This window comes from Pseudomonas sp. 2822-17 (assembly GCF_002742485.1).
GTDB lineage: Bacteria > Pseudomonadota > Gammaproteobacteria > Pseudomonadales > Pseudomonadaceae > Aquipseudomonas > Aquipseudomonas cyclaminis.
Window position 1 is genome coordinate 71984 of sequence record NZ_LJRZ01000740.1, and the last position, 24166, is coordinate 96149.

Below are 24166 nucleotides of genomic sequence, written 5' to 3' on the forward strand. Positions count from 1 at the left end.
CACGCGCGGCACCTGCACCCAGGCTTTCCGGGCTTGTTCGAGTAAATATGTGAATTTGTAACAACGATACAACATGAAACAAATGCTCGATGGTCGCCCCTTCTCACAATCTATAAAAAGCTCAGCACGTTCCTACATGGGAATGTTTTTCATCCTACAGCTGACAGTTTAAACAAGGATCTAGAACATGGAGTTCGACGTAATTGTAGTAGGCGCAGGCGCCATTGGCGGTTCTATCGCGTATGAACTGAGTGCACGGGGCTTGAAGGTTTGCCGGGTCGGTGAGACCGCCCGCACCAACGCTGCATCCAAGGCAGCCGGTGCCATGAATGGCTGTTTTGGCGAAGTCACCAGCGGCCTGTTGGCCAGCGAGCATGGCCGCCTCAAACTCAATATGGATCGTCAGGCACAAGACCTCTGGCCCGCCTGGGCCGAACGCCTGGCCGCCGACTCCGGCATCAGCACCCCGCTGTTCAGTGCCAGCGGCACTCATGTGTTGCTCAACAGTGCCGGCATGGACGAAGTCGATACGGTCAACTACGAAGCCATCGAGCACACACTGCAAGCCTATGGGGAACAGTACGAAACCATTGATCCAAGAGCCATGGAATGGCTGGCACCGGATCATCTGGTACGTCCGCTGCGCGGGCTGTTTATCCCCAATGAACACGCCGTTGATTCGCACTTGCTACTGGAAAAGCTCGACGCCGCGCTGCTCGCCAACCATGGCACCTTGATCAATGAGAACGCCCGCCGGGTGATCGCCGAAGGCGCAATCGCCACAGGGGTGGAGCTGCAAAGCGGTGAGGTGCTGTGGGGGAAAAAGGTGGTAGTGGCTGCCGGTGTTCAGTCTCTGGACCTGCTCAGCGAGTTCGACACGCTCGTCAACAAAATCCCACCGTTGTTCAGCGGATATGGCGTGTCCATTCTGGTCAAGCTGCCTGAGGGCATGGCGTTACCCCAATCGGTGATCCGCACCCCCAATCGCGCGTTTGCCTGTGGCCTGCATTGCGTGCCACGTGGTGACGGCGTGCTGTATCTGGGCGCGACCAATATCCTGTCCGAGCGCCCCAAGCACCGTGCGCTGATTTCGGATGTACAGTTTTTGCTCGATTGCGCCGTCGACCAATTGAACCTTGACCTGCACAGTGCCGAAATTATTTCGATCCAAGTGGGCAACCGTCCCATTCCAGCCGACGGCTTCCCTCTGATCGGCGAATGCGGCATGCAAGGGCTGTGGCTGGCAACCGGGACATACCGTGATGGCCTGCACCAATCGCCGCTGCTGGCAGCCTACATCGCCGACTGTTTGACCGGCGTCAAGAGCACCGGCCTGGACTTGAGCACCTTCAATCCTGTGCGCGCCCCACTGACCGGGCTTGCTCGCGAGCTGACGGTTGGCGAAACCGTCAAGCAGATGTTTGCCACCGGTTATGAATATCGCTGGGACGTAAAACCTTACTGGCTGCCCATTCTCGATAAAGGACTGTCGAGCAATTACCAGCAACTGATCGATGAACTGCACCCCTCGTTCACTCCCCCTCCGGAGCTGGTCGCATTCTCCTACCTCTATGAGTCCATGCGCGTGAAGCTGGCGCAGTACTACAAGGAGTGGTCATGAGTCTGGGCAAACAGGAGCAGGAGGCGATCGCCCTGGCCCGCGTGCAGCTGGAAGCGGCCGGCGTGTGGGACCCGGACAATGACCTGGATAGCCTGGTCGATCGCTTTATCGTGCGTGCCGACAAACAGCGCGCACTGGATGAGTTCAGGCTGGCGGTCAGCGAGCGCTGCAATCGGATTCCGTTGGGGCATATTGTCGGCACGGTCGCGTTCGACGACCTGCCCCTGGTTGTGGGCAGCGGCGTATTTATCCCGCGCCCGCACAGCACGGTGATTCATAAGTGGCTGGACGATGCCCGACTGGCGACGGGAACCTGCGTGCTGGACCTTTGCGCCGGCAGCGGCGCCATTGGCCTGGCCATCGCCCGGCGCCGGCCAGACCTGCGGGTGACCTGCGTGGAGTTTGAAGACGTGGCTGTCCACTACCTCAAACGCAATATCGCCCGGTTGGCCACCCACGACGTGCATGTCAACGCGATGCAGGCGGATATCCGTGAAACCCCTGCATTCGCTGGCTTCAAGCACCAGGTCGGGCTGATTGTCGCCAACCCGCCGTACGTTCCTAGGCAAACGCAGTTACAGCCCGAATGGGGCAGCCATCATCCCTCGGCGGCCGTCTATTCAGGTGCCGATGGCCTGGACCTGACACGGCACATCATCGCCCTGGCGACCACTTTGCTGACACCTGAGGGATGGCTGGTGATCGAACACGGCGAGGATCAAGCATTCGCCGTTCGTGAATTGTTCCAACAGCACCACTTGCTTGACGTCAGCACTGTGATTGACCGTGAGTCATCAGACACCACAGGCACGTCCGTCATGACCGTGGGCCGCTTATCGAACGCTGTTCAAGCATAGGAGTTTTTGAGCCATGGATGCACACACCAAACCAGACTGGATGACCATTCGCCGTGACAACACCACCAGCGCCCTGGAGAGCGCCTATGCGGAGGGCCTCACGGGCCTCACCGTCGCGAGCCGTGAAGGCAAGCGTATCACCCTGGCGCAGGGCGGCACGTTCACCGAGTTCGTTTCCTGTTCTTATCTGGGCCTGGAAACCCATCCTGCACTGATCGACGCGGCGCACCAGGCACTGGGCACCTTTGGCCTGCACCTGTCCTCGTCACGCAGTGCCATGCGCCCGGTCTATTTGCCAGAACTGGAGTCGCTGCTCAGCCGCGTCTATAAAGGCTGCGGTGTCAGCGTGTTCACCTCCACCAGCAGCGTGCACCTTGGCGTACTGCCACTGTTGGGCAGCAATTCGCTCAAGGGCTATCCGATCAAAAAGCGCGCCCACTGGTTGATCGATAAAACCGCTCACGCCTCGATGCAGGTGCTGCGCGGCATTCTGCAGCAGTTTGGTGAAGTGTCCCGTGTCGAGGCCACCGATCCGGAGTCGATGCGCGTGGCCTTGAAACACTGCGCTGATCGCCAGGAAACGCCGATTCTGTTGATCGACGGTATCGGCTCGATGAGCGGCCTGGTGCCCATCGCGCACCTCGCGCGCCAACTGGCGGACGCCGCAGGCTACCTGTATGTGGATGATGCCCACGGCATCTCGATCGCAGGGCGTCATGGTGCTGGCTACGCCCTGGCGGCGGTAGATAACCAGTTGCCGCACAACATGATCCTGGCCGGTTCTTTGTCCAAGGCCTTTGGCGGAGCGGGCGGGTTTGTGGTGGTGAGTGACCCGCGGGACATCCCGTCGATACACACACTGGCCAACCCCCTGGTGTTCGGTCACTCGATCATGGTGCCAATGCTGGCCGCCAACGTGGCGGCCGCGAAGATTCACCTGAGCGACGAGATAGACAGCCTGCAAGACCGCCTGTGGAGCAACGTGCGCCTGTTTGATTCGCTGACCCACAATCGCCTGCTCAACGCCGGGGTTCAATCCCCGGTCAGAGGCGCATTCTTCGAAACCGAAGAAGACGGCCTGCAAGCCTGCCGGATCCTGCGCGACCACGGCATCCTCATGTTCCCGGTGTTCTACCCGATCATCGCCAAGGGAAAAGCCATGCTGCGCTTCGCCTTTTCGGCCAGCCACGGCGATCACGATATCCGGCAACTGGCCCAAGCCTTGAACGAGCTCACCCGTGCAGGCTTATGGAACGCCACTGCGCTACCCGAGGCCACCGCCTGACCCTTCACACACCCGCACTACGTCGTACACATCAAAGGAATGAATATGACACGGCACCAGCAAATTTCACCTGCAACTCCGTCCACCATCCTGCAACCCATGCGGGATCAGTTGGACCGGATCAACACCCACTTGGTCGACCTGCTTGGCGAACGCATGAGCGTGTGCATGGAGATCGCCGAACTCAAGGCGGCCCATGACATCCCCATGATGCAGCCCAAACGTATCGTTCAAGTGATGGATCAGCTCGCAAGCCACGCCTCGAAAGTCGGCTTGAGGCCCGATTACGTTCAGTCGGTGTTCAAGCTGATCATTGAGGAAACCTGCAACCAGGAAGAGCGGTTGATTCAGCAGCGCCTGGGCCAGGGGCAGCGCTCATGAAAATATTGCTGATTGATAATTTTGACTCCTTCACTCAGAACATCGCCCAATACCTGTACGAGGTCACAGGTGTGTGCGTCGATATCGTCACCAACAGCGTGGCGTACGAACACCTGCACATTGAACAATACGATGCCGTAGTGCTTTCACCGGGCCCTGGGCACCCGGGCGAGTACCTGGATTTTGGCGTGTGCGGGCAGGTTATCCTGCGCTCCCCGGTACCCTTGCTCGGCATTTGCCTGGGGCACCAGGGTATCGCCCAATTCCTTGGCGGAACCGTCGGCCACGCGCCCAACCCGGTGCACGGTTACCGCAGTAAAATCCAGCACGCCGGCAGTGGTTTGTTCCGCGACCTGCCAGAGCAGTTTGAAGTGGTGCGCTACCACTCCCTGATGTGTACCCATCTGCCTGAGGAGCTGCGCTGCACGGCGTGGACGGAGGAAGGTGTGGTGATGGCGATCGAGCACCAAAGCCGTCCGATCTGGGGCGTCCAGTTCCATCCTGAGTCCATCGACTCGGAGTATGGGCATGCGCTGCTCAGTAACTTCATCCGCATGGCACTTGAGCACAATGGGCGCCAGCGCGTGCCGACGCGACAGAGCCCGGCCAGTGCTCAATCGGCCAAGGAGCACTACGTCGCGGTAGGCGGTTTGCTCAACCTGCAATTGGCCTATCGAGTCCATTCGGCTGCGTGCGATCCATTGGCGCTGTTCACCACGCTTTATGCCAATGATCAGCATGCTTTCTGGCTCGACAGCGAAAAATCCGAACGGCCCAACGCGCGCTATTCAATCATGGGCAGCGGCCAGGCCCAGGGAGCTATTCGTCTAACCTATGACGTCAACAGCGAAACCCTCACACTCGAAGGCCCCAAAGGCAGCAGGCGTGTGGCGGGTGATTTCTTCACCCTGCTCGGCCAGCTCATCGAATCGGTCAACGTGGCAGTCCCGCAATACCTTCCGTTTGAATTCAAGGGTGGTTTTGTCGGGTACCTGGGGTATGAACTCAAGGCCCTGACCGGCGGGAACAAGGTCTATCGCTCCGGGCAACCGGATGCCGGCTTTATGTTGGCGCCGCATTTCTTCGTCTTCGACCACCATGACCAAAAGGTCTACGAGTGCCTGTTAAGCGCGACGGGCCATCCCCCGCAGTGGCCGACGTTGCTGACCTCAATGCCCCCACCTCAGAGCGCCACGAACACACGGCGTTTTGTCCCCGGTGCAGTGAATGAACTTGAGCTGTCACTCGAAGACAGCCCCGACAGTTACATCCGTAAGGTCAAGCGGTCGCTGCAATACATCACCGATGGTGAATCCTATGAAATATGCCTGACCAACCGCGCGCGGATGAGCTACGACGGCGCGCCCCTCGCAGCCTATCGGAGAATGCGCGAAGCAAGCCCAGTACCTTATGGGGCCTATCTTTGCTTCGACAGCTTCAGCGTGCTGAGCGCATCACCCGAGACCTTTTTGAGAATCGATGAAGGCGGCCTGATCGAATCCCGCCCCATCAAGGGCACCCGTGCACGCAGCAAAGACCCTGAGCAAGATCAGCGCCTGCGAGATGACTTGCACGCCTCGACCAAAGATCGCGCCGAGAACCTGATGATTGTCGATCTGGTACGCCATGATCTGAACCGCGTATGCCGTTCAGGGAGTGTGCATGTGCCGAATATTTTCGCCGTGGAGAGTTTTTCCTCGGTACACCAGCTCGTCTCTACGGTACGTGGACATCTACGCAGCGACATCTCGTCAATGGAGGCCATCAGAGCGTGCTTTCCGGGAGGCTCAATGACCGGTGCGCCGAAAAAGCGCACGATGGAAATCATCGATGGGCTGGAGACCTGTGCACGGGGTGTTTATTCCGGAGCGCTGGGCTGGATCTCCTTCAATGGCAGTGCGGAACTGAGCATCGTCATCCGCACAGCGGTATTGCATAAACAACAGGCTGAGTTCGGCATTGGTGGCGCCATCGTCGCCCACTCCGACCCGAAAGAAGAACTTGAAGAGACGCTGGTCAAGGCCAGCGTGCCGTATTACAGCTTTTGCGCAGGGAGCGACACATGAATACCCAAGCAGTAGTCGTATTAGGAGGCGCTGGCCTCATCGGCTCACTGATCAGCCGTATTCTCAAGCAATACGGATACATCGTGCGCGTCGTGGATCGCCGTCCGCCGGATTCCGACTGTGAGTTTCACGAAATGGACGTGACTCAACCGTTCAATCATTCAGGGGCTGTTTTTCGCGACGCCATCGCCGTGGTGTTCGCTCTGCCTGAAAGCGTCGCGGTCAGCGCGATTGCCTGGGTGACCCGGTGCTTGCCTTCAGACGCGGTAATGATCCCCACCTGCTCGGTGCAGGGCCCCTTTTTCAAAGCACTGAAAGCAGCGGCGCCGCAGCAAAGGTTTGTGGGCGTCAACCCCATGTTTTCGCCCAAGTTGTCCGTCCAGGGGCGCACGGTGGCGGTCTGCGTGGAAGACGTGCAAACCCCGCAATCCTTCATCGAACGGCATTTGATGGAGGCCGGGATGAAGGTCCGTCGAATGACGCCCGCCGCGCATGATGAGCTGATGGCCCTGTGTCAGGCCTTGCCCCATGCAGCCATTCTCGGATTCGGCATGGCCCTGGCCCAATCTTCGGTCGACCTGGACATCGTGGCAGAGGTCATGCCGCCGCCCATGCGTACCATGATGGCGCTGCTGTCGCGCATCCTGGTCAACCCGCCCGAGGTGTATTGGGACATACAACTGGAAAACGACCAGGCGACCGCTCAGCGTGAAGCGCTGGTGCAGGGCCTGGAGCGCCTGCAGGAAAACATCGTGGAGCAGGACTATGAGCGCTTCAGAAGCGATTTACAGAGTGTTTCAAAGGTCTTGGGCAAACGCTTGAATGCAGGCGCCGTGGACTGCCAGCATCTGTTTTCATTGCTGAACTGAACGATGACCTCGCCAGGGAATGGCGAGGTGTTTTTTCACAACTCGCCACTTTTCCAAGAAGGAGCCGGTGATGTCTTTAGCGGCTGAGGAAGTAACACAACAACCACGCTCACGCCGGTGGTTGGCGCTCGCGATATTGATGCTGCCAGTCTTGCTGGTGACCGTGGATAACACCGTGCTGGGTTTTGCGCTGCCCAAAATCGCCGAGGCCCTGCACCCCAGTGCCAGCCAGCAATTGTGGATGATCGATGCCTACTCACTGGTGCTGGCAGGGTTGCTCATTTCCATGGGTAGCCTGGGTGATCGCAAAGGCCATCGCAAACTCCTGCTGATCGGCTCACTGGGCTTTACCCTGGTGTCGGTGATGACCGCTTATTCCAGCACCGCCACGCAGCTGGTCGCGGGACGGGCGTGCATGGGGATCTTCGGGGCAATGTTGATGCCGTCAACGTTGGCGTTGATTCGCTCAGTGTTCGACGACCGGGAAGAGCGTCGCCTGGCCGTGGCGATCTGGGCAACCACCTTGACCGTCGGTTCTGCGCTTGGGCCATTGGTCGGCGGCATACTGCTGGAGTTCTTCAACTGGGGGTCGATTTTTCTCCTGGCCGTGCCGGTGCTGGTGCCTCTGTTGATCCTCGGCCCCTGGCTGCTGCCTGAGTCCGAGCCGGACGCCTCGGGGCCGATGGACGTCATCAGCATTGTGCTCTCGATGGTCGCCCTCAGTGCCCTGGTGTACAGCATCAAGCATGTCGCCAGCGAAGGACCGGATGCCTGGGCACTGGCGACACTGGCCGTCGCAACCGTGAGCGGCTGGCAATTCGTACGCCGTCAGTTGCGCCTCCCTACCCCCTTGATGGACCTGAGCCTGTTTCGCAACAAGACGTTCAGCGGCTCGGTGACCATTAACCTGATGAGCCTGGCCTTCCTGATCGGTTTCGTGTTCTTTGCCACGCAATTGCTGCAAATCGTCCTGGGCATGTCGCCCTTGAACGCCAGCCTGGCGCTGATACCGGGCCAGCTCATGGCGATTGTGGTGGGGATCCTGATAGTCCCGGTCGCCCAGCGCGTATCGGTCAATGTCCTGATTCCCATCCTGCTGGCCTTCACTGCCGGCGCGTTCTTGCTGGTCGCCAGCCTCGGCAGCAGTTTGACGGTGATCGTGGTTGCGTTTGCCTTGTTGAACATTGGCGTGGGTGCCATCGCCACGGTTTCTAACGACGTGATCCTGTCGGCCGCACCGGCCAACAAGGCAGGAGCCGCGTCAGCCATCAGCGAGACGGCCTATGAAGTCGGGGTAGTACTCGGCACCACCGTGCTCGGTGGCCTGGTGACGGCGTACTACCGCGGCACGCTGCACCTACCGGACTTCTTGACCCCGGTGCAAATGCACCTGGCAAGCGAAACCTTGGCAGGCGCCCACGCAATTTCGACCAACCTGGCTCACGACCAGGCCAGTGAAGTCATGGGCAACGCTATACAGGCATTTGTCGCAGGGACTCAACTGATGGCCTGGGCCACCTTCAGCTTGGCGGTGCTGGCCATCGTCATCGCCCGGCGCACATTGAAGGCACAGGAGGCAGCGTCGGTGTGACGTGGGTGCGGGCGGGCGAACCAAGTGCAACTTGAATTCGGGGGTAACCCGGCAGGACGCCTGGTTAGATCCAACATCCCGATCGACTGTCAGGCCGCCTTCGCGAGCAAGCCCGCTCCCACAGTTGATAGCCGTTCAAATCGAACATAAAAAAGGCGACCCGAACACGGTCGCCTTTTGTCATTGCGCGTACTGCTTGCTCAACCCCGGCGGCACGCCTTGCACGTTGGTTTCTTCCCATGGCCCGTTGGGGCTGATGGAGCGGCTCCAGCCGTTGCTCCAGCGGTAGTAGGTGCGCTGGCGGTAGAAGGTGTCCGGCTGGTCATCGAGCACGTATACCTGCATCTTGCCGTCCCAGTGGCTGGCGGCGCCCGGTGGCGGGGCGAACGTCGGCGATTTGGTCGGCACAGGCTTCGGCGGCGGGGTAACCGGGCCGGAAGGCCTGGTGCTCGGCTGAGTCGAAGGGCCGGACGGCGGGATCGTCGGGCCGGTCGGGCCAGGAGGTGGCCGATGGACCGCACAGGCGCTCAGGCCCACTACCAGGCTGAGCAGGGTGATGCGTGCGAATGCGGTCGTCATGGGCGTTTCCTCAGGATTACTTGTCCGGACTGTCGATGGTCAGCTGTTGCAGTGCAGTAGTGCTGCTGGCCAGGGGTTGACTGCGGCCGATCCACTCGCCAGCGGTCGGAAGACCTGCCCGGGATATGCGCGCAACCAGTTGGACTTCGGCGAAGTTGGACAGTTTCAATTGCGGCATCATTGCGTCGGCGTCACCCAACTCGACGGTGACCGGCAGTTCGGCGACGGTAATGCGTTTGGCCGCCAACGGTGCCGGAGGGCCACTGACGGCGCGGGCGAAGATGAACACCGTGTCGTTCGGCAGCGCCTTGGCCTTCACATCGGCGGACACATCCACCCGCACCTTTATCACGGCTTTTTCGGCGACGGTGCCCCCGCTTTCCTTCAGGCTCTGCGCCGCCCGGTCGATGCCGCCTTGCAGCGCTGCACGGGAATTATCCTCCGGTGGCAGTTGGGCCAGCAGGCGTGTCCAGTAGTCGATGGCCTCTTGATAACGCTTGCCTTCAAACGCCGCGATACCCAACAGGCCGAGGCTGGTGACTTCCTTCGGATCCAGCTTCAGGGCTTCATCGGTCAACGCCTGAACCTTGGGCGACCACTGCTTATCGTCAGCGAAGTATTGCGCCTGGGCCCACTGGCCAAGCAGCTCCGGCTGGCGGCCAGCCAACGCCACGGCACGCTCGAAGACTCTGGCCGCATCGGCCGAACGATCCTGGGCCATATAGGCGCGGCCAAGGAAGTACAGGCCTTCGGCTGAATCCGGTTGGGCCACGGCCGCGCGCTCCAGGCGCTGGGTCATGTCTTCCATGGACACCGGCGGCTGGGAGAACTCGCGGGTCAGTTCGACTTTGTCGCTGGCGCCAAAGTGCAGGTACAGGCCCAAGCCAAGCACGGGCACGAGGACGGCGGCGAGCAACGGCAGCGGTTTGCCCAGACGCGACTCGCGGGGCTTTTCGACACCTTCGGTATCAGCCAGCAGTTCGCGGGCCGCTTCGGCGCGACCGGTGTCGAGTTGCGCGGCGTTGAGCACGCCTTCGTCCTGCTGCACTTGCAGCTCGGCGACACGCTCTTGGTACAGCGCCACGTTCAGCGCGGTGCGATCCTCTTCGCGCTGGGCACGACGGCCACGCAACACAGGGATCAACAGGAAACTCAGGGCAATCAGAAGCAGCAAGCCGGCTGCGAGCCAGAAATCAATCATCAGTCTTGGTGTCCAGCAATTGGTCGAGGCGTTTACGCTCTTCGGGGGACAGCGCGTCGGAACCATCGGTTGGCGCCGCGCGGCGACGGCGCACGATCACCGCCATAACCACCACGCCCGCCAACAACAACCCGGCGGGGCCGAACCAGAGCAGCGCGGTCTTGCCGGTGAGGGCCGGTTTGTAGCGCACGAAATCACCGTAGCGGTCGACCATGAAGTCGATGATCTGCTGGTTGTCCTTGCCCTCACCCAGCATGCGGAAGATCTCCTTGCGCAGGTCGGCGGCGATGGGCGCGTTGGAGTCGGCGATGTCCTGGTTCTGGCACTTGGGGCAGCGCAGTTCCTTGGTCAGTTCGCGAAAACGCTCGCGATCACCGTCCTTGGCAAACTCGTAGGTGTCGATGGCCGCGTGGGCCACACCGACCAAGCCCAGCGCCAGCACGGCAGCGGCTAACAGACGTTTCATGGTTTGGCCTCATCGACCAGCGCCTGGTACTTGGCGGCCAGTTGCTCACGCCACACGACTTCGTCGATCACGCCGACGTACTTGTCGCGGATCACGCCCTTGGCGTCGATAAAGAAGGTTTCCGGGGCGCCGTAGACGCCGAGGTTGAGGCCGAGATTGCCGTCTTCATCACGGATATCCAGCTGGTATGGGTTGTGGAACTCGGCCAGCCATTTCAAGGCTGCTGCGTTGTCGTCCTTGTAGTTGATGCCGTAGATCACCACACCCTTCTCGGCCAATTTGTTGAGCACCGGGTGTTCGACGCGGCAGGAGATACACCAGGTGCCCCACACGTTGACCAGCGCCGGTTTGCCCAGCAGGTCGGCACGGGTCAGCGTCTTGTCGCCTTGCACGTTCGACAGAGAGAACTCGGGGAACGGCTTGCCGATCATTGCCGAAGGCAGCTCGGCCGGGTCCAGGTACAGGCCGCGATACAGGAACACCGCCACCACCAGGAACAACGCCAGCGGCAACACCATCAACCAACGCTTCATACCGCCGCTCCTTGCAGACCGAGGGCTTCACGCACCCGGCTCTTGACCTTGACTCGATACCGCCGATCCAGCGCGGCCAGCAAACCACCAAAGCCGGTGAGCAAACCGCCAAACCAGATCCAGCGCACAAACGGCTTCACATGCACGCGCACGGCCCAGGCGCCGTCGCCCAGCGGTTCGCCCAACGCCACATAGAGGTCACGGGTGAAACCGGCGTCGATACCGGCTTCGGTCATCATCGAGCTCTGCACGGTGTAGAGGCGTTTTTCCGGGTGCAGCACGCTGATTTCCTTACCGTCGCGCACTACCCGCACAGTGCCTTTGTCGGACGTAAAATTCGGTCCTTCAAAGTGCTTGGCGCCCTCAAAGATAAACTGATAACCGCCCAGGTCCATGGACTCGCCCGGCGCCAGGCGCAGGTCGCGTTCGGCGCTGTTCTGGCTGGACAGCACCACGCCCAGCGCACACACGGCGATGCCAATGTGGGCGATCTGCATGCCCCAGTAGCTGCGGGTCAGCGTCGGCAGGCCTTTGATCAAGCCTTTGTGGCGGGTCTTGTCGAAGAGGTCGCGTACACCGGCCAGCAGCACCCAGGCGGCGAGCATAAAGGTGGCCAGTACCGCCCAGTTGAAGTCGCCATAGGCAATGCCGGCGATCACGGCCAGCGCGACGCTGCCCAGCAGTACCGGCATCAGCATGCCGGCCAGCCATTTCACCGGTGTGTCTTTCCAGCGCACCAGTACGCCGACCGCCATCACCACCATCAGCAACCCCATCAACGGGATAAACAGCGCGTTGAAATAGGGTGGGCCGACGGACAGCTTGGCGCCGCTCAGGGCATCCAGCACCAGCGGGTAAAGAGTGCCGAGCAGGATCATCGACGCAGCGACCACCAGCACCAGGTTGTTGCCCAGCAGCAGGGTTTCCCGCGACCACAGGTTGAAGCCAACGTGGCTCTTGACCACCGGCGCACGCAGGGCGAACAGGGTGAGTGAGCCGCCCACCACAAACAGCAGGAAGATCAGGATGAACACGCCGCGCTCCGGGTCGGACGCAAACGCATGCACCGAAGTCAGTACGCCCGAACGCACGAGGAACGTGCCGAGCAGGCTGAGGGAAAATGCGGCGATGGCCAGCAGCACCGTCCAGCTCTTGAACACGCCGCGCTTTTCAGTGACGGCCAGGGAGTGAATCAGCGCGGTGCCCACCAACCACGGCATGAACGAGGCGTTTTCCACCGGGTCCCAGAACCACCAGCCGCCCCAGCCGAGTTCGTAGTACGCCCACCAGGAGCCCAACGTAATGCCAATCCCCAGGAAGGCCCAGGCGACGATGGTCCACGGCCGCGACCAGCGCGCCCAGGCGGCATCCAGGCGCCCGCCCAACAAGGCGGCGATGGCGAAGGCGAAGGCCACGGAGAAACCGACGTAACCCATGTACAGCATCGGCGGGTGAACGATCAGGCCGATGTCCTGCAGCAAGGGGTTGAGGTCATGCCCATTCGACGGGATCTGCGGCAGGATGCGGCTGAACGGGTTGGAGGTCATGATCAGGAACAGCAGAAAACCAATACTGATCATGCCCATCACCGCCAGCACCCGCGCCAGCATCACTTGCGGCAGTTGGCGCGAGAACACCGACACGGCGAAGGTCCAGCCGCCGAGGATCAATGCCCACAGCAGCAACGAACCTTCGTGGGCGCCCCACACGGCGCTGAACTTGTAGTACCAAGGCAGCGCGGTGTTGGAGTTATTGGCGACGTAGGCGACGGAAAAATCGTCGGTCATAAACGCGTAGGTCAGGCAGCCAAACGCGAACAACAGGAAGGCGAACTGACCCCAGGCGGCCGGCTGCGCCAGGCTCATCCACAGACGGTCGCCGCGCCAGGCACCCAGCAAGGGCACCACGGCCTGGACCACGGCAAAGCACAGCGCGAGGATCATCGCCAACTGGCCCAACTCGGGAATAAACAGTGCGGACGTCATGGCTTAGCCCTCCTTGGCTGGGGCGGCGGGCGCGGTTTGGCCGCTGTCTTTCAAGGCTTTGGTGACCTCGGGCGGCATGTATTTTTCATCGTGCTTGGCCAGCACTTCGTCGGCCACCACCACGCCGTCGGCGTTGAGTTTGCCCAGGGCGACGATGCCCTGGCCTTCGCGGAACAGGTCCGGGAGGATGCCGCGGTAGGTGATGGTCACGGCCTTGTTGAAGTCGGTGACCACGAAGGTCACGTCGAGGGAATCGCCGGAGCGTTTCAGCGAGCCCTTCTCCACCATGCCGCCGGCGCGGATGCGCGTATCGACAGGCGCTTCGCCATTGGCGATCTGGGTCGGGGTGTAGAACAGGTTGATGTTCTGTTGCAGGGCGCTCAGGGCCAGGGCCACGGCAATGCCGACGCCGGCCAGGATGGCAAGGATGATCAACAGACGCTTTCTACGCAGCGGATTCACTTTTCGGTCTCCCGGCGCAGACGACGCGCCTCTTGTTGCAGGTAACGCTTGCGGGCCAGGATCGGCGCGGCGACGTTGAGGGCCAGCACCGCCAGGCAAATGCCATAGGCCGTCCAGACATACAGGCCGTGGTGGCCCATGGCGAGAAAATCACTGAAAGAAGCAAAGCTCATCCACGCGCTCCCAGGCAGGTTTGCACTTCGGCCTTGACCCAACTGGCGCGGGCTTCACGCTTGAGCACTTCAAGGCGCATGCGCATCAGCAGCACGGCGCCGAAGAAGCAGTAGAACCCCAGCACCATCAACAGCAACGGCGCCCACATTTCCACGGGCATTGCCGGTTTTTCGGTGAGGGTGAAGGTGGCGCCCTGGTGCAGGGTGTTCCACCATTCCACCGAGTATTTGATGATCGGGATGTTGATCACACCGACAATCGCCAGTACCGCACAGGCCTTGGCGGCGCTGTCACGATTACTGATCGCGTTGCCCAGGGCAATCAGACCGAAGTACAGAAACAGCAGGATCAACATGGACGTTAGTCGCGCATCCCAGACCCACCATGATCCCCAGGTGGGTTTGCCCCAGATCGCGCCGGTGACCAGCGCCACGGCGGTCATCCACGCGCCGATGGGCGCAGCGCATTGCAGGGCCACGTCGGCCAGTTTCATCTTCCACACCAGGCCAACGATGCCGCACACCGCCAGCATCACGTAGCAGGACTGGGCCAGCATCGCGGCGGGCACGTGGATATAGATGATGCGAAAGCTGTTGCCTTGCTGGTAGTCCGGCGGCGCGAAAGCCAGGCCCCAGACCAGGCCGATGCCGATCAGCAACACGGCGAAGAGGCTCAACCACGGCAGCAGTTTGCCGCTGATGCCATAGAACCATTTGGGCGAGCCAAGCTTGTGAAACCAGGTCCAGTTCATTGCTGTTTCTCACGGTTGCTTCGCGTCATGGCGAGAAGCGTAGGGTCTTTACTGACTCAGCGTGTCACGCCGGGTCAGACCTCATTATTCACCGACGCTGATCTTCAGGCCGGCAGCTATGGCAAAGGGTGTCAGGGTTACCGCCAGGGCGGTCAGGCTACCAAGCCACAGGAGGTAACCGGTCGCCGGCATGCCCATGAGCGCGGCCTGCAAAGCGCCGCTGCCAAGGATCAGTACCGGGATGTACAACGGCAGAATCAACAGGGCCAATAACAGGCCACCGCGCTTCAAACCGACGGTCAACGCTGCGCCCACGGCCCCCAACAGGCTGAGCACTGGCGTGCCGAGTAACAAGGACAGAAGCAAAACCGGCAGGCATTCAACGGGCAAGCCCAGCATCATCGCCAACAGCGGCGAGAGCAAGACTAGCGCGAGGCCGGAAAAAGCCCAGTGTGCCAGCACCTTGGCCAGTACCAGAAGTGGCAAAGGGTGCGACGAAAGGACCCACTGTTCCAGGGAACCGTCTTCGAAATCACTGCGAAACAGCCCGTCCAGCGAGAGCAGAACCGATAAAAGCGCCGCCACCCACACCAGTCCCGGAGACAAGGTTTGCAACAGTTTAGTCTCGGGGCCGACCGCCAGCGGGAACAGCGCAATCACAATGGCAAAGAACACCAGCGGGTTGGCCAATTCAGCCGGGCGACGGCACAACAGCCGCGCTTCACGGGCGACCAGCAGGGCGAAGACACTCATGCCGACCACCGGCCCAGGTCGAGGTCGCGGTAACCGGCGGGCATGCGAGCCAGGGTGTGATGGGTGGTGAGCAACACGGTGCCGCCCTGCTCGCAGTGCCGCGCCAGGTGCTCCTCCAGTTGGGCGACACCTTGTTTATCCAGGGCAGTAAAGGGCTCGTCGAGAATCCACAACGGCGGGCCCGGCAGGTACAGGCGCGCCAGGGCCACGCGGCGCTGTTGGCCGGCGGACAGGGTATGGCAAGGAACGTCTTCAAAGCCCTTGAGACCGACAGCGGCCAGGGCCTGCCAGATGGCGTCACGGGGAGCAGGATGATGCAGGGCGCTGAGCCAACTGAGGTTTTCTTCGGCGGTGAGCACGTCCTTGATGCCGGCGGCGTGGCCGATCCAGATCAGGTTTCGCGCCAGTTCAGTGCGTTGTTCGCTGAGGGGTTTACCGTTGAGCCGCACTTCGCCCGCCGTCGGCTGCATCAGCCCGGCCAGCAGGCGCAGCAGACTGGTCTTGCCACTGCCGTTGGGGCCGCTGACCTGCACCATATCGCCACCCGCCACACGCAGGTCGAGGTGCTCGAACAGCAGGCGCAAGTCGCGTTCACAGGCAAGCGCTACGGCTTCAAGAAGAGGGCTGGTCAAGAGATCGCGGGCCTTTACGGTTCAAGTCGGCGGTGCAGCGGCCGTTAAAGAGAGATGCACAATAACGGCTTTGGCGACCGGTTTTAGAGAGCTGGATCAAATAGTTGTGAGGTTTTTAGCGCTCTCTTTGCAGACGGGCGGCATTATACATGTGATGCCCTACGCTAAAGAGGGCAATTTCCCCAGAGACGATGCGCACGATGACCGGCGAGATCAACCTTCCTACGCTCCCTCCCACCCCGACAGCCGGGCAAAGCCCCGCGCCTGCGACGGGTGAATTGCTGAAACTGCTGGAGCCGCAGATCGGGCTGATCGACCCGGGAAAAACCGCGAACGCCGAAGTCATCGCGCTCAAGCAAGGCGGTGAAGCCTTTCAGCTTCTGCTCAAGCTGACCCTTGAAGGCGGCCGCCAGACCCTGGTGCAAGCCAGCAGCGCCCAGCCGTTGCCATTGGGCAGCAATGTGGCGGTGAGCCAGACGCCGGCGGGCAACCTGACCTTGAGCCTGCAACAGGCCTTGAGTGCCAATGTGGCAGCCCTGACCCGCATCGACACTGATCAGATGCCCGTGGGCACGCTGTTGCAGGCCAAGGTGCTGACCACCCAGATGTTGCCCCAGGGCACCGCACAACCGGCGATCTACCGCTCGCTGGTGACGGTGCTCAACAACGCCCTGGCCGGTGCGACGCTGACGGTGGAAAGCCCTCAGCCCCTGCGCGTGGGCAGCTTGCTCAGCGCCGTGGTGCAGAACGCGCAGACCCTGAGCTTCGTACCGTTGAGCGGGCTCAAGGATCAATTGGCCGTCACTCAACAACTCTCGACCCAGCAAAGTCGGCAAGGCTCGCTGGATGCGGTGTTCACTGCACTGCAGAACCTGCCGCGCGGCGACAGCACCTCCGCCGACCTGCGCGCCGCCGCCGACCGCTTGCTCGCCGCCCTGCCGGACCTGGCCCAGGTAAGTAATCCCAAAGTGCTGGCCCAGGTGGTCCAGAACAGCGGCGCATTTCTTGAAGCCAAGCTGCTCGCCGGGCAAAACCCGCAAGTGCCGCCCCTGGATATGAAGGGCGCGCTGCTGCGCCTGGTCGCGGATCTGCTGCCTGCCCTGCCCACCAGCACCAACTTGAATGCGATCCTCGCCGCCAACACCCTGGCCCAGGTGATGCCGAATTTCGTGCGCAGCCCGCTGAATACGCTCGGCCAAGTCAGCGCGCGACAGGCACCGGTTGGCTTCCCACTGCCGGAGCGGCTGATGGCCAAACTGGAAGGCGAAGGCGACCTGGAGAACCTGCTGCGCCTGGCTGCCGGGGCCATCTCCCGCTTGCAGAGCCATCAGTTGTCGAGCCTGGAACAAACCGGCACCACCGCCGATGGCCGCCTGCAAACCACCTGGCAGTTGGAAATCCCCATGCGCAGCCTGCAAGACATCGTGCCCTTGCAGGTCAAGTTCCAGCGCGAGGAACCGGCGCAGGACAAGGACCAGCCCGAACGCAAGGACAGGAAAGACCCCAGGCAAATGCTCTGGCGCGTCGAGTTGGCGTTCGATATGGAGCCGCTGGGGCCATTGCAGGTCCAGGCGCAACTGACCCAGGGCAAACTGTCCAGCCAACTGTGGGCAACCCGCCCGTTCACCGCCAGCCTGATCGAAAGCCATTTGGGCAGCCTGCGCGAGCGGCTGGTGACCTCTGGCATCAACGTCGGCGACCTGGATTGCCACCTCGGCACGCCGCCACGCGGGCCGAAAACCGGACTGGAGCAACGCTGGGTGGATGAAACCGCATGAACAACGCAAACCCGCCACGCCAGGCGATTGCCCTTAAGTACGACGGCCAGCAGGCGCCCACGCTCACTGCCAAGGGCGACGATGCCCTGGCCGAAGCCATCCTGAAATTGGCGCGGGAAAATGAAGTGCCGATCTATGAAAACGCCGAGCTGGTGAAGCTGCTGGCACGCATGGAGCTGGGCGACAGCATTCCGGAAGAGCTGTACCGCACGATTGCCGAGATCATTGCGTTTGCCTGGACGCTGAAGGGCAAGTTCCCGGTGGGGTATGACCCGTACGCCGCGCCGGTAGAGCGCGACGTGACCGAACGCGGGGATGACTACTGAATCAGCCCGGCACCACACTGGCCAATACGCGGGCCGCTACCGAGGTGGTAACCGGCTTGCGCTGAGCGTGCTGTTTCAACGCCTGCTCGAACGTCTGCCCCTCATACCGCCGCAATGCCGCACCAAACGCACTCGCCTGCGCAGGCGGAAGTGGCGCGGTGAAGGCCTCGATGAACGGCGCGTCAATCACGGTGTTGCGAACACTCTCTACCTCTGCCTGTACGGAACGGCTATCCCGGGCAGTGACCTTATCGAACTGGGCTTGATCCTTGATCACAAAATCCTTGGCACCGGGTGCGCGTTGAGCAACGAGCACATTCTGCTGACCGTTCCAGGCCGACAGTGAATACTCCTTAAGCCTGTCCTGACTGTTCTTGACCGACTCGATACTCGGGCCACGATGCTCCAGACCGGCACTGAAAAACTGGCTCAGGACATTGAAGTCCATCACCGCCTCATCGGTGCCGCGCTTGAGAATCCGACAGCACAAGGTCGCGAGGTCCACCTGGATATCGTGGAAATGCAACTTGGGTTCCTGGCTCAAGCGTGCGATATCGGCGATTTTCTGGTTGAAATCGTTTGGCCACAGGTACAACGCATCCCGCGTCAGTGGCTGCCCCAGGCGCTTTTCCATGGGGCTCATGAACTGCTGAACCAACGCCGCGCCCTGGTCATGCACCTGCAACATGCTCGTGCCGGGCATACGGTTTTGGATCATGTTCTTGACAACATCGGTGTTGAGCGCGAACTGGCCGGTGAGAAAGGTGGTTTTACCCGCTGATGGCGCACCCCGAACTATCGAGACATCCTGCGACAAGGCCGGTGCCGGGTCTTGAAGAATGGACTGGAATTGCGTCAGGTATTTTTCTGCCACCTGTGTAGTCAGGTTCTTCAGAATGTTGGCATTGAGGCTGTCCACCTCGGGCAGCCAGACATTTTTCTTGCCCAGGGCCTGCGCCAGTGTCGGCAAGGTTTTGTCAGCCGCAGCCGGGTCGGCCCACCGCAGCCGCTCATTGTCCTGCAATCGTTGCAACTGCCCAGGATCACGCGTCAGCGCCTGCCAGGAGGTAATGCTCGGATCGGCGATCATGCAGGCAAGCCGCTCCCGATAAGTATTCTCGGAAAGCGGCGTGCCGATCAGTTGATTCAAAACCCCACGTGCAGTGCTTGAATTGATCGACGCTGCAGTGGGCAAGCCGGGTTCGGCGAGAGCGGGTGCCGCCACGCCAGGAGCGGAAGTAGCAGGTTGGATAGTCATCGTCAGGCCTCCAGTAACCAAGACTCAGAAAATTAACCTGCCCGTTCTGGATGGCTCATAGGACTTATCTTGACTGTGCCCCCGCCACCGGTGAATTGTGTGTCAGCCAAATACCTCACTCAACGGAATGAAGTTGACCCGATCGCCGATAGCCAGCGTCGTGCCTTCCAACACCTCCACAAACCCTTCTGCCCACGCCGCACTGCGCAGCACACCGGAGCTCTGGTTGCGGTAGATGATCGCTTTGCCTTGCTCGACGCGACCGCGCAGGTATTCGCGGCGGTTGCCTGGCTTGGGCCACTCGAACCCTACCGGCACTTCAAAGCGCAGCGGCTCGACGTCTTGCACCCCTTGGCGGCGCAGCAGATAAGGGCGTGCCAGCAGTGCGAACGTGACCAGCGTCGACGCCGGGTTGCCGGGCAGGCCGATCACCGGCACGCCACGGAAGTGGCCAAAGGTCAGCGGCTTGCCCGGTTTGATCGCGAGTTTCCACAACGCCAGCTCACCCTCTTCACGCAGGGCGATCCCAAGGAAGTCCGCCTCGCCCACCGACACACCGCCCGTGGACAGGATCAAGTCGACACGGCCCAAACCGCCCAGGCGCGCGCGGGTTTGCTCCAGGTCGTCAGGCAGGATGCCAGCGTCAATCACTTCGCACCCCATGCGCGTAAGCCATGAGCACAGCACGCGTCGGTTACTGTTGTAGATCTGCCCCGGCCCGAGCGGTAAGCCGGGTTCGATCAATTCATCGCCGGTCGACAACACCGCCACGCGCGGGCGACGTATCACCGCCAAGCGATCATGGCCGAGGGACGCCGCCAGTCCCAGTTCAATCGGGCCCAGACGCGTGCCGGCCGACAATACCAACTCGCCTACGCTAGTTTCCTGGCCCTGGGGACGGATGTTCTGGTCGAGGTGCAGGGGCTCGGTGAAGCTCACGCGCTCATCGGCGTGGACCACGGCGTTCTCCTGCATTTCCACGCAGTCTGCCCCTTCCGGTACCGGGGCGCCGGTGAAGATGCGGGCGCAGGTGCCGGCGGCCAGGGGTTGTGGCGCCTGGCCTGCAAAAATGCGTTGGCTGACCACCAGCGGTTCGCCGGTCCAATCCGCCAGGCGCACGGCATAACCGTCCATGGCACTGTTTGGCCAGGGCGGCAGGTCGAGGGTTGAGATCAAGTCTTGCGCCAGTACACGGCCGTCGCACTCCGCCAGCAGCAGGGCATCCTGCTCACGGATCGGCGCGGCGTCGGCCATGGCCAGCAGTTGGGCCAAAGCGTCCTCTACCGGCAGCAGCGCGCCGGTCTTGCCGGGCTTACCCACGGGATTCACAGGGTTCGGCCTGTTTCAGGTGCGGGACGAAGTTGCATGGGCGGTGACGGTTGTCCAGTTGCTCGGCGAGGATGCCGTCCCAGCCGGTACGCACCGCATTGGTAGAGCCCGGCAGGCAGCACACCAGGGTGCCATTGGCCAGACCGGCCAGGGCACGGGACTGCACAGTGGACGTGCCGATGTCGGCCACGGAAATCTGGCGGAACAGTTCGCCGAAACCGTCGACCTGCTTGTCCAGCAGGCAGCTCACCGCCTCGGGGGTGCTGTCACGGCCGGTGAAGCCGGTGCCGCCGGTGATCAGCACAACCTGCACCACGTCTTCGGCGATCCAGTGGGCGACCTGGGCGCGAATTTTGTAGAGGTCATCCTTGAGCAGCACGCGCTCGGCCAGGTTATGGCCGGCGGCTGTCAGTCGGTCAACGAAGACCTGGCCGGAGGTATCGGTTTCGAGGTTGCGGGTGTCGCTGACGGTCAATACAGCAATGTTCAGGGGTACGAAGGGCGCATCTGCCTTGGCTTTCATGGCACGGTCCGGTTGTCGAAGGAACAGCCCGGTGTTATATCACAGGCCCCTGTTTACCTGCCGTAGCGGAACCCCTATGTCGTTAGATTCTTCGCCCCTGCCCTGCTCGATTCTGCTGTTGTCAGGTGGACGCGGCCAGCGCATGGGCGGCCAGGACAAGGGCCTGCTGGCGTGGCGCGGCCAGCCCTTGATCGCCCATCTGCAAGGCCTGGTGCGGCCACTGACGGATGACCTGATCATCTCGTGCAACCGCAACCAGGACCGCTACGCGCCCTATGCCGATACGCTGGTGAGTGACGACAGCCCGGACTTCCCGGGCCCCCTCGCAGGTATCCGCGCCGGGCTCGCCGTAGCGCGCCATGAGCACCTGCTGATATTGCCGTGCGATGTGCCGAATATCGACACACGACTACTGGCCGACCTGCGCGAGACCGCGCGGCAAAACCCATTGGTGCCCGTGATGGTGCGTCACGGCGCATTCTGGGAACCCTTGATCTGCATCATCCCCACCCACCTCAAAACCGAGGTAGAACGGGCCTGGAACACGGGTGAGCGCAGCCCGCGCAAGATCTTCCTGCAGTTGGGCGGCGTGGGCCTGGCGTGCCCGGCAGATGACCCGCGCTTGGCAAACCTTAATACGCCCGAGCTGTTAAAGCCGAGCGCTGACGTGTCAGAATGAAATTTCGCACAAGGAACTTTGGCGACGTCTTACACGTCTCAAGGTCAGCAATCAAAAAGTATTCTCTCGGAGACAAACCCATGACTCAACGGACCATCGCCGCTCTCATGCTTGCACTGGGCCTCGCCACCCTCGCCGGTTGCGCTTCGCCAACAGTGATCACACTGAATGACGGTCGCGAAATCCAGGCCGTCGACACCCCGAAATACAACGAAGATTCGGGTTTCTACGAATTCGAACAACTTGACGGCAAGCGCACCCGCATCAATAAAGATCAGGTTCGCACCGTAAAAGACCTGTAAATCTTAGCGTTTGCCAACAAGGCCCGCCTCGCGCGGGCCTTGTCGTTTCTGGCGGTTACCAGTCGAGGGTGATCTGGCTGCGGAAACTGCGTTCTTCACCCGTAACCGGGTCGATGAACCGCACCCCTTGGGCGAGCAGTTTGAGGGGGTTGGCGTAGTCGTCTACCGCGTCCTTGATCACGTCGGGGTAGAACGGGTCGTTGCAAATACTCGCGCCGAGGGCGCTCATGTGCACACGCAACTGGTGCTTCTTGCCGGTCACCGGGAACAGGCCGTAGCGCCACAGATCGCCGTTTTTCTCGCGCACCTCCACCGCCGTTTCGGTGTTGGCGGTGCCAGGGCCTTCCTGCATGCGAAAGAACGGCTCGCCATCGACCAGTCGGCTTTTATGCACCCTGGGAAAGCTCAGGTCAGGCAACGCTGGTGCAATGGCTTCGTAGAACTTATCGATCTGGCGTGTGGGAAACAGCTGCTGATAGGCCGAGCGGCTGGCGGGGTTGGCCGAGAACAGTACCAGCCCCGCCGTGTGCCGGTCGATACGGTGCAAGGGCACCAGTGAGGGATTATCCAGGCAGCGAATCAGGCGGCGCAGCAGGGTTTGCTCGACGTACTCGCCGGCCGGGGTCACAGGCAGGAAGTGCGGTTTATCCGCCACCACCAGATGCTCGTCGGCATACAGGATGGTTTCCTGCGCCGGGATCACCTTTTCGTTCGGTACTTCACGGAAGTAGTAAATGCACAGACCTTCCTTGTAGGCCAGGTCCAGCTGGATGGGGCTGCCGTTGATATCCAACACCCGCCCACGGCCGATGCGGTCCAACCAGTGTTCACGGCTGATCGCCGGGAAGTGCCCGCACAGGCAATCGAGCACGGTCGCCCAAGGGCCAGGCGGCAGGTACAGGGTGCTGGCTTGATGTTGGGACGCGGAAAAACCGGAAGTGGACATGCCGATGCTCGAAGCCTTGAAAAAACCGGCGGGCATTATCCCGCATGAAGCGGGACTCAGCCTAGGGCGGATCTCAGGCTTTGGCCAATTGCGCCCGCAGGACAGGCGACGCACTGGCCGCGTCGGTGAACTCCTTCAGCCAGCGCAGCACATCCACCGCGTCCCAGCGGCCCGGATCGTACAAGGCGTAAAGCAGCCCCTGATAACCCACCACGTCCAGTTGCTTGTGGTAACCGGCGCGCTGGAACAACGCTTCGATCTCCGCGAAGCAGGTATTGAAATGCACTTTGTTAAAGGGCGTCTTGCCTTCCGTGACCAGGCCATCGAGGCGCAGCTCGTTCACCGCGTCGCGCACGACGTCGGCGGACATGCGATTGACGCTGCTTTTCAGTTGTTCAACATTCACCACGGGCGTTCCCTCTATTCAATCGCTGTACAAACATACAGTAACGTAATAATTGGAAACCCGCCATCGCAGAAGCGTCAGCGCAAGAAGGCGACAACCTGCTCAGTGTCGAAAGGCCAATCCAGTTCGGCACCGGTGTCCACCCGTCTGAGCACCGGAATCCGCAGGCCGTAGGCTTCGGTGAGGTCAGCGGGATCGGTGATATCCACCAGTTCCACCAGCAACCCGTGTTCGACGAGCGGCATGATTTCGGCTTCGGCAATCTCACAAAGATGGCAACCCAGGGTGCCGAACAGCTGGCATTCAGGAAGCATGACGAAAGGACCTGATCAGAAAACAGATCAACATTCTAGGCCTGCTCAGTACTGGTGGCGAGCCGATAAACCCTGATCCAGATCAGCATGGCCTATAAC

General features: G+C 61.3%; 27 protein-coding genes. 11 read left to right on the forward strand and 16 right to left on the reverse strand.

The annotated features are described in order from the left end of the window. The first annotated feature begins 187 nt into the window (after nt 1–187). From AOA60_RS25935 to AOA60_RS25965, 7 genes are all read left to right on the forward strand, one after another. Nucleotides 188–1621, forward strand: a complete 1434-nt coding sequence (locus AOA60_RS25935; protein ID WP_099586766.1) for an FAD-binding oxidoreductase — start codon at nt 188–190, stop codon at nt 1619–1621. After that, a complete protein-coding gene (locus AOA60_RS25940) occupies nt 1618–2478 on the forward strand; it encodes a HemK/PrmC family methyltransferase (RefSeq protein ID WP_044273103.1) in 861 nt (286 codons plus the stop codon). Before AOA60_RS25935 ends, AOA60_RS25940 begins: the two co-directional genes overlap by 4 nt. 13 nt (nt 2479–2491) lie before the next feature. Then, complete coding sequence (locus AOA60_RS25945; protein ID WP_099586767.1) at nt 2492–3763, forward strand: aminotransferase class I/II-fold pyridoxal phosphate-dependent enzyme; 1272 nt, start codon at nt 2492–2494, stop codon at nt 3761–3763. Nucleotides 3764–3808: 45 nt separating this feature from the next. After that, the gene (locus AOA60_RS25950; protein WP_256592887.1) at nt 3809–4144 is read left to right on the forward strand and encodes a chorismate mutase; all 336 of its coding nucleotides are present in this window, start codon (nt 3809–3811) and stop codon (nt 4142–4144) included. Next, complete coding sequence (gene pabB / locus AOA60_RS25955) at nt 4141–6210, forward strand: aminodeoxychorismate synthase component I (RefSeq protein ID WP_099586769.1); 2070 nt, start codon at nt 4141–4143, stop codon at nt 6208–6210. Before AOA60_RS25950 ends, pabB begins: the two co-directional genes overlap by 4 nt. Next, complete coding sequence (locus tag AOA60_RS25960) at nt 6207–7079, forward strand: prephenate dehydrogenase dimerization domain-containing protein (RefSeq protein WP_099586770.1); 873 nt, start codon at nt 6207–6209, stop codon at nt 7077–7079. Before pabB ends, AOA60_RS25960 begins: the two co-directional genes overlap by 4 nt. Nucleotides 7080–7149: 70 nt before the next feature. Then, nucleotides 7150–8670: an MFS transporter gene (locus AOA60_RS25965; protein WP_099586771.1), complete on the forward strand. Its 1521-nt coding sequence runs from the start codon at nt 7150–7152 to the stop codon at nt 8668–8670. 180 nt (nt 8671–8850) lie between these two features. Here AOA60_RS25965 and AOA60_RS25970 read toward each other — a convergent pair whose 3' ends face one another. The 10 genes from AOA60_RS25970 to ccmA form a co-directional block, all read right to left on the reverse strand. After that, nucleotides 8851–9249, reverse strand: coding sequence for a hypothetical protein (locus AOA60_RS25970; protein ID WP_099586772.1), 399 nt, complete (start codon nt 9247–9249; stop codon nt 8851–8853). A 16-nt stretch (nt 9250–9265) separates the two neighbouring features. Further along, the gene (gene ccmI, locus AOA60_RS25975) at nt 9266–10450 is read right to left on the reverse strand and encodes a c-type cytochrome biogenesis protein CcmI (protein ID WP_099586773.1); all 1185 of its coding nucleotides are present in this window, start codon (nt 10448–10450) and stop codon (nt 9266–9268) included. Then, complete coding sequence (locus tag AOA60_RS25980) at nt 10443–10916, reverse strand: cytochrome c-type biogenesis protein (protein WP_012723038.1); 474 nt, start codon at nt 10914–10916, stop codon at nt 10443–10445. Before AOA60_RS25980 ends, ccmI begins: the two co-directional genes overlap by 8 nt. Beyond that, nucleotides 10913–11449: a DsbE family thiol:disulfide interchange protein gene (locus AOA60_RS25985; protein ID WP_032889103.1), complete on the reverse strand. Its 537-nt coding sequence runs from the start codon at nt 11447–11449 to the stop codon at nt 10913–10915. The genes AOA60_RS25980 and AOA60_RS25985 overlap by 4 nt, the downstream gene beginning before the upstream one ends. Continuing rightward, nucleotides 11446–13434: a heme lyase CcmF/NrfE family subunit gene (locus tag AOA60_RS25990; protein ID WP_099586774.1), complete on the reverse strand. Its 1989-nt coding sequence runs from the start codon at nt 13432–13434 to the stop codon at nt 11446–11448. The genes AOA60_RS25985 and AOA60_RS25990 overlap by 4 nt, the downstream gene beginning before the upstream one ends. Nucleotides 13435–13437: 3 nt before the next feature. Continuing rightward, complete coding sequence (gene ccmE, locus AOA60_RS25995; protein ID WP_099586775.1) at nt 13438–13896, reverse strand: cytochrome c maturation protein CcmE; 459 nt, start codon at nt 13894–13896, stop codon at nt 13438–13440. Next, nucleotides 13893–14069 carry a heme exporter protein CcmD gene (gene ccmD, locus AOA60_RS26000; RefSeq protein ID WP_003172771.1) on the reverse strand — a complete coding sequence of 59 codons (177 nt, stop codon included), beginning with the start codon at nt 14067–14069 and terminating at the stop codon, nt 13893–13895. Before ccmD ends, ccmE begins: the two co-directional genes overlap by 4 nt. Then, the gene (locus AOA60_RS26005; protein WP_099586776.1) at nt 14066–14821 is read right to left on the reverse strand and encodes a heme ABC transporter permease; all 756 of its coding nucleotides are present in this window, start codon (nt 14819–14821) and stop codon (nt 14066–14068) included. The genes ccmD and AOA60_RS26005 overlap by 4 nt, the downstream gene beginning before the upstream one ends. Before the next feature lie 84 nt (nt 14822–14905). Further along, nucleotides 14906–15574, reverse strand: coding sequence for a heme exporter protein CcmB (gene ccmB, locus AOA60_RS26010; RefSeq protein ID WP_003189951.1), 669 nt, complete (start codon nt 15572–15574; stop codon nt 14906–14908). Beyond that, on the reverse strand, nt 15571–16206 hold the full coding sequence (gene ccmA, locus AOA60_RS26015; RefSeq protein WP_099586777.1) for a cytochrome c biogenesis heme-transporting ATPase CcmA: 636 nt from the start codon (nt 16204–16206) through the stop codon (nt 15571–15573). The genes ccmB and ccmA overlap by 4 nt, the downstream gene beginning before the upstream one ends. 200 nt (nt 16207–16406) lie before the next feature. Between ccmA and AOA60_RS26020 the strand changes: the two genes are divergently transcribed. Together AOA60_RS26020 and AOA60_RS26025 are read left to right on the forward strand one after the other, a co-directional pair. After that, nucleotides 16407–17984: a flagellar hook-length control protein FliK gene (locus AOA60_RS26020; protein WP_099586835.1), complete on the forward strand. Its 1578-nt coding sequence runs from the start codon at nt 16407–16409 to the stop codon at nt 17982–17984. Continuing rightward, the gene (locus AOA60_RS26025; protein ID WP_099586778.1) at nt 17981–18310 is read left to right on the forward strand and encodes an EscU/YscU/HrcU family type III secretion system export apparatus switch protein; all 330 of its coding nucleotides are present in this window, start codon (nt 17981–17983) and stop codon (nt 18308–18310) included. Before AOA60_RS26020 ends, AOA60_RS26025 begins: the two co-directional genes overlap by 4 nt. Nucleotide 18311: 1 nt before the next feature. Here AOA60_RS26025 and AOA60_RS26030 read toward each other — a convergent pair whose 3' ends face one another. The 3 genes from AOA60_RS26030 to moaB form a co-directional block, all read right to left on the reverse strand. Next, on the reverse strand, nt 18312–19568 hold the full coding sequence (locus AOA60_RS26030) for a hypothetical protein (protein ID WP_143522564.1): 1257 nt from the start codon (nt 19566–19568) through the stop codon (nt 18312–18314). A 102-nt stretch (nt 19569–19670) separates the two neighbouring features. Continuing rightward, entirely contained in the window at nt 19671–20897 is a 1227-nt protein-coding gene (glp, locus tag AOA60_RS26035; protein WP_099586780.1) for a gephyrin-like molybdotransferase Glp, read from the reverse strand. Continuing rightward, nucleotides 20881–21420, reverse strand: coding sequence for a molybdenum cofactor biosynthesis protein B (gene moaB / locus AOA60_RS26040; RefSeq protein WP_099586781.1), 540 nt, complete (start codon nt 21418–21420; stop codon nt 20881–20883). Before moaB ends, glp begins: the two co-directional genes overlap by 17 nt. Nucleotides 21421–21496: 76 nt before the next feature. Between moaB and mobA the strand changes: the two genes are divergently transcribed. After that, nucleotides 21497–22099, forward strand: coding sequence for a molybdenum cofactor guanylyltransferase MobA (mobA, locus tag AOA60_RS26045; RefSeq protein ID WP_099586782.1), 603 nt, complete (start codon nt 21497–21499; stop codon nt 22097–22099). An 80-nt stretch (nt 22100–22179) separates the two neighbouring features. Next, a complete protein-coding gene (locus AOA60_RS26050) occupies nt 22180–22401 on the forward strand; it encodes a YgdI/YgdR family lipoprotein (RefSeq protein WP_010211805.1) in 222 nt (73 codons plus the stop codon). Nucleotides 22402–22456: 55 nt separating this feature from the next. On the opposite strand, the gene AOA60_RS26055 is transcribed toward AOA60_RS26050, so the two are convergent. The 3 genes from AOA60_RS26055 to AOA60_RS26065 all read right to left on the reverse strand — a co-directional run bounded on the left by AOA60_RS26055 (nt 22457) and on the right by AOA60_RS26065 (nt 24067). After that, the gene (locus AOA60_RS26055; RefSeq protein ID WP_099586836.1) at nt 22457–23347 is read right to left on the reverse strand and encodes a pseudouridine synthase; all 891 of its coding nucleotides are present in this window, start codon (nt 23345–23347) and stop codon (nt 22457–22459) included. Nucleotides 23348–23420: 73 nt separating this feature from the next. Further along, nucleotides 23421–23756 carry a transcriptional regulator gene (locus AOA60_RS26060; protein WP_099586783.1) on the reverse strand — a complete coding sequence of 112 codons (336 nt, stop codon included), beginning with the start codon at nt 23754–23756 and terminating at the stop codon, nt 23421–23423. Between the two features lie 74 nt (nt 23757–23830). After that, nucleotides 23831–24067 carry a glutaredoxin family protein gene (locus tag AOA60_RS26065; RefSeq protein WP_099586784.1) on the reverse strand — a complete coding sequence of 79 codons (237 nt, stop codon included), beginning with the start codon at nt 24065–24067 and terminating at the stop codon, nt 23831–23833. Nucleotides 24068–24166: the final 99 nt, after the last annotated feature.

What these genes read in the sequence shown, in the direction of transcription:
- AOA60_RS25940 (WP_044273103.1), top strand. Translation starts at nt 1,618, where the DNA reads ATGAGTCTGGGCAAACAGGAGCAGGAGGCGATCGCCCTGGCCCGCGTG.
- AOA60_RS25945 (WP_099586767.1), top strand. Translation starts at nt 2,492, where the DNA reads ATGGATGCACACACCAAACCAGACTGGATGACCATTCGCCGTGACAAC.
- AOA60_RS25970 (WP_099586772.1), bottom strand. Translation starts at nt 9,249, where the DNA reads ATGACGACCGCATTCGCACGCATCACCCTGCTCAGCCTGGTAGTGGGC.
- AOA60_RS25985 (WP_032889103.1), bottom strand. Translation starts at nt 11,449, where the DNA reads ATGAAGCGTTGGTTGATGGTGTTGCCGCTGGCGTTGTTCCTGGTGGTG.
- AOA60_RS26055 (WP_099586836.1), bottom strand. Translation starts at nt 23,347, where the DNA reads ATGTCCACTTCCGGTTTTTCCGCGTCCCAACATCAAGCCAGCACCCTG.
- AOA60_RS25990 (WP_099586774.1), bottom strand. Translation starts at nt 13,434, where the DNA reads ATGACGTCCGCACTGTTTATTCCCGAGTTGGGCCAGTTGGCGATGATC.
- AOA60_RS26020 (WP_099586835.1), top strand. Translation starts at nt 16,407, where the DNA reads ATGACCGGCGAGATCAACCTTCCTACGCTCCCTCCCACCCCGACAGCC.
- mobA (WP_099586782.1), top strand. Translation starts at nt 21,497, where the DNA reads ATGTCGTTAGATTCTTCGCCCCTGCCCTGCTCGATTCTGCTGTTGTCA.
- AOA60_RS25960 (WP_099586770.1), top strand. Translation starts at nt 6,207, where the DNA reads ATGAATACCCAAGCAGTAGTCGTATTAGGAGGCGCTGGCCTCATCGGC.
- AOA60_RS26030 (WP_143522564.1), bottom strand. Translation starts at nt 19,568, where the DNA reads ATGACTATCCAACCTGCTACTTCCGCTCCTGGCGTGGCGGCACCCGCT.
- AOA60_RS25950 (WP_256592887.1), top strand. Translation starts at nt 3,809, where the DNA reads ATGACACGGCACCAGCAAATTTCACCTGCAACTCCGTCCACCATCCTG.
- ccmD (WP_003172771.1), bottom strand. Translation starts at nt 14,069, where the DNA reads ATGAGCTTTGCTTCTTTCAGTGATTTTCTCGCCATGGGCCACCACGGC.
- AOA60_RS26050 (WP_010211805.1), top strand. Translation starts at nt 22,180, where the DNA reads ATGACTCAACGGACCATCGCCGCTCTCATGCTTGCACTGGGCCTCGCC.
- ccmI (WP_099586773.1), bottom strand. Translation starts at nt 10,450, where the DNA reads ATGATTGATTTCTGGCTCGCAGCCGGCTTGCTGCTTCTGATTGCCCTG.
- AOA60_RS25965 (WP_099586771.1), top strand. Translation starts at nt 7,150, where the DNA reads ATGTCTTTAGCGGCTGAGGAAGTAACACAACAACCACGCTCACGCCGG.
- AOA60_RS26025 (WP_099586778.1), top strand. Translation starts at nt 17,981, where the DNA reads ATGAACAACGCAAACCCGCCACGCCAGGCGATTGCCCTTAAGTACGAC.
- AOA60_RS25935 (WP_099586766.1), top strand. Translation starts at nt 188, where the DNA reads ATGGAGTTCGACGTAATTGTAGTAGGCGCAGGCGCCATTGGCGGTTCT.
- AOA60_RS26065 (WP_099586784.1), bottom strand. Translation starts at nt 24,067, where the DNA reads ATGCTTCCTGAATGCCAGCTGTTCGGCACCCTGGGTTGCCATCTTTGT.
- pabB (WP_099586769.1), top strand. Translation starts at nt 4,141, where the DNA reads ATGAAAATATTGCTGATTGATAATTTTGACTCCTTCACTCAGAACATC.
- AOA60_RS26005 (WP_099586776.1), bottom strand. Translation starts at nt 14,821, where the DNA reads ATGAACTGGACCTGGTTTCACAAGCTTGGCTCGCCCAAATGGTTCTAT.
- moaB (WP_099586781.1), bottom strand. Translation starts at nt 21,420, where the DNA reads ATGAAAGCCAAGGCAGATGCGCCCTTCGTACCCCTGAACATTGCTGTA.
- AOA60_RS25980 (WP_012723038.1), bottom strand. Translation starts at nt 10,916, where the DNA reads ATGAAACGTCTGTTAGCCGCTGCCGTGCTGGCGCTGGGCTTGGTCGGT.
- ccmB (WP_003189951.1), bottom strand. Translation starts at nt 15,574, where the DNA reads ATGAGTGTCTTCGCCCTGCTGGTCGCCCGTGAAGCGCGGCTGTTGTGC.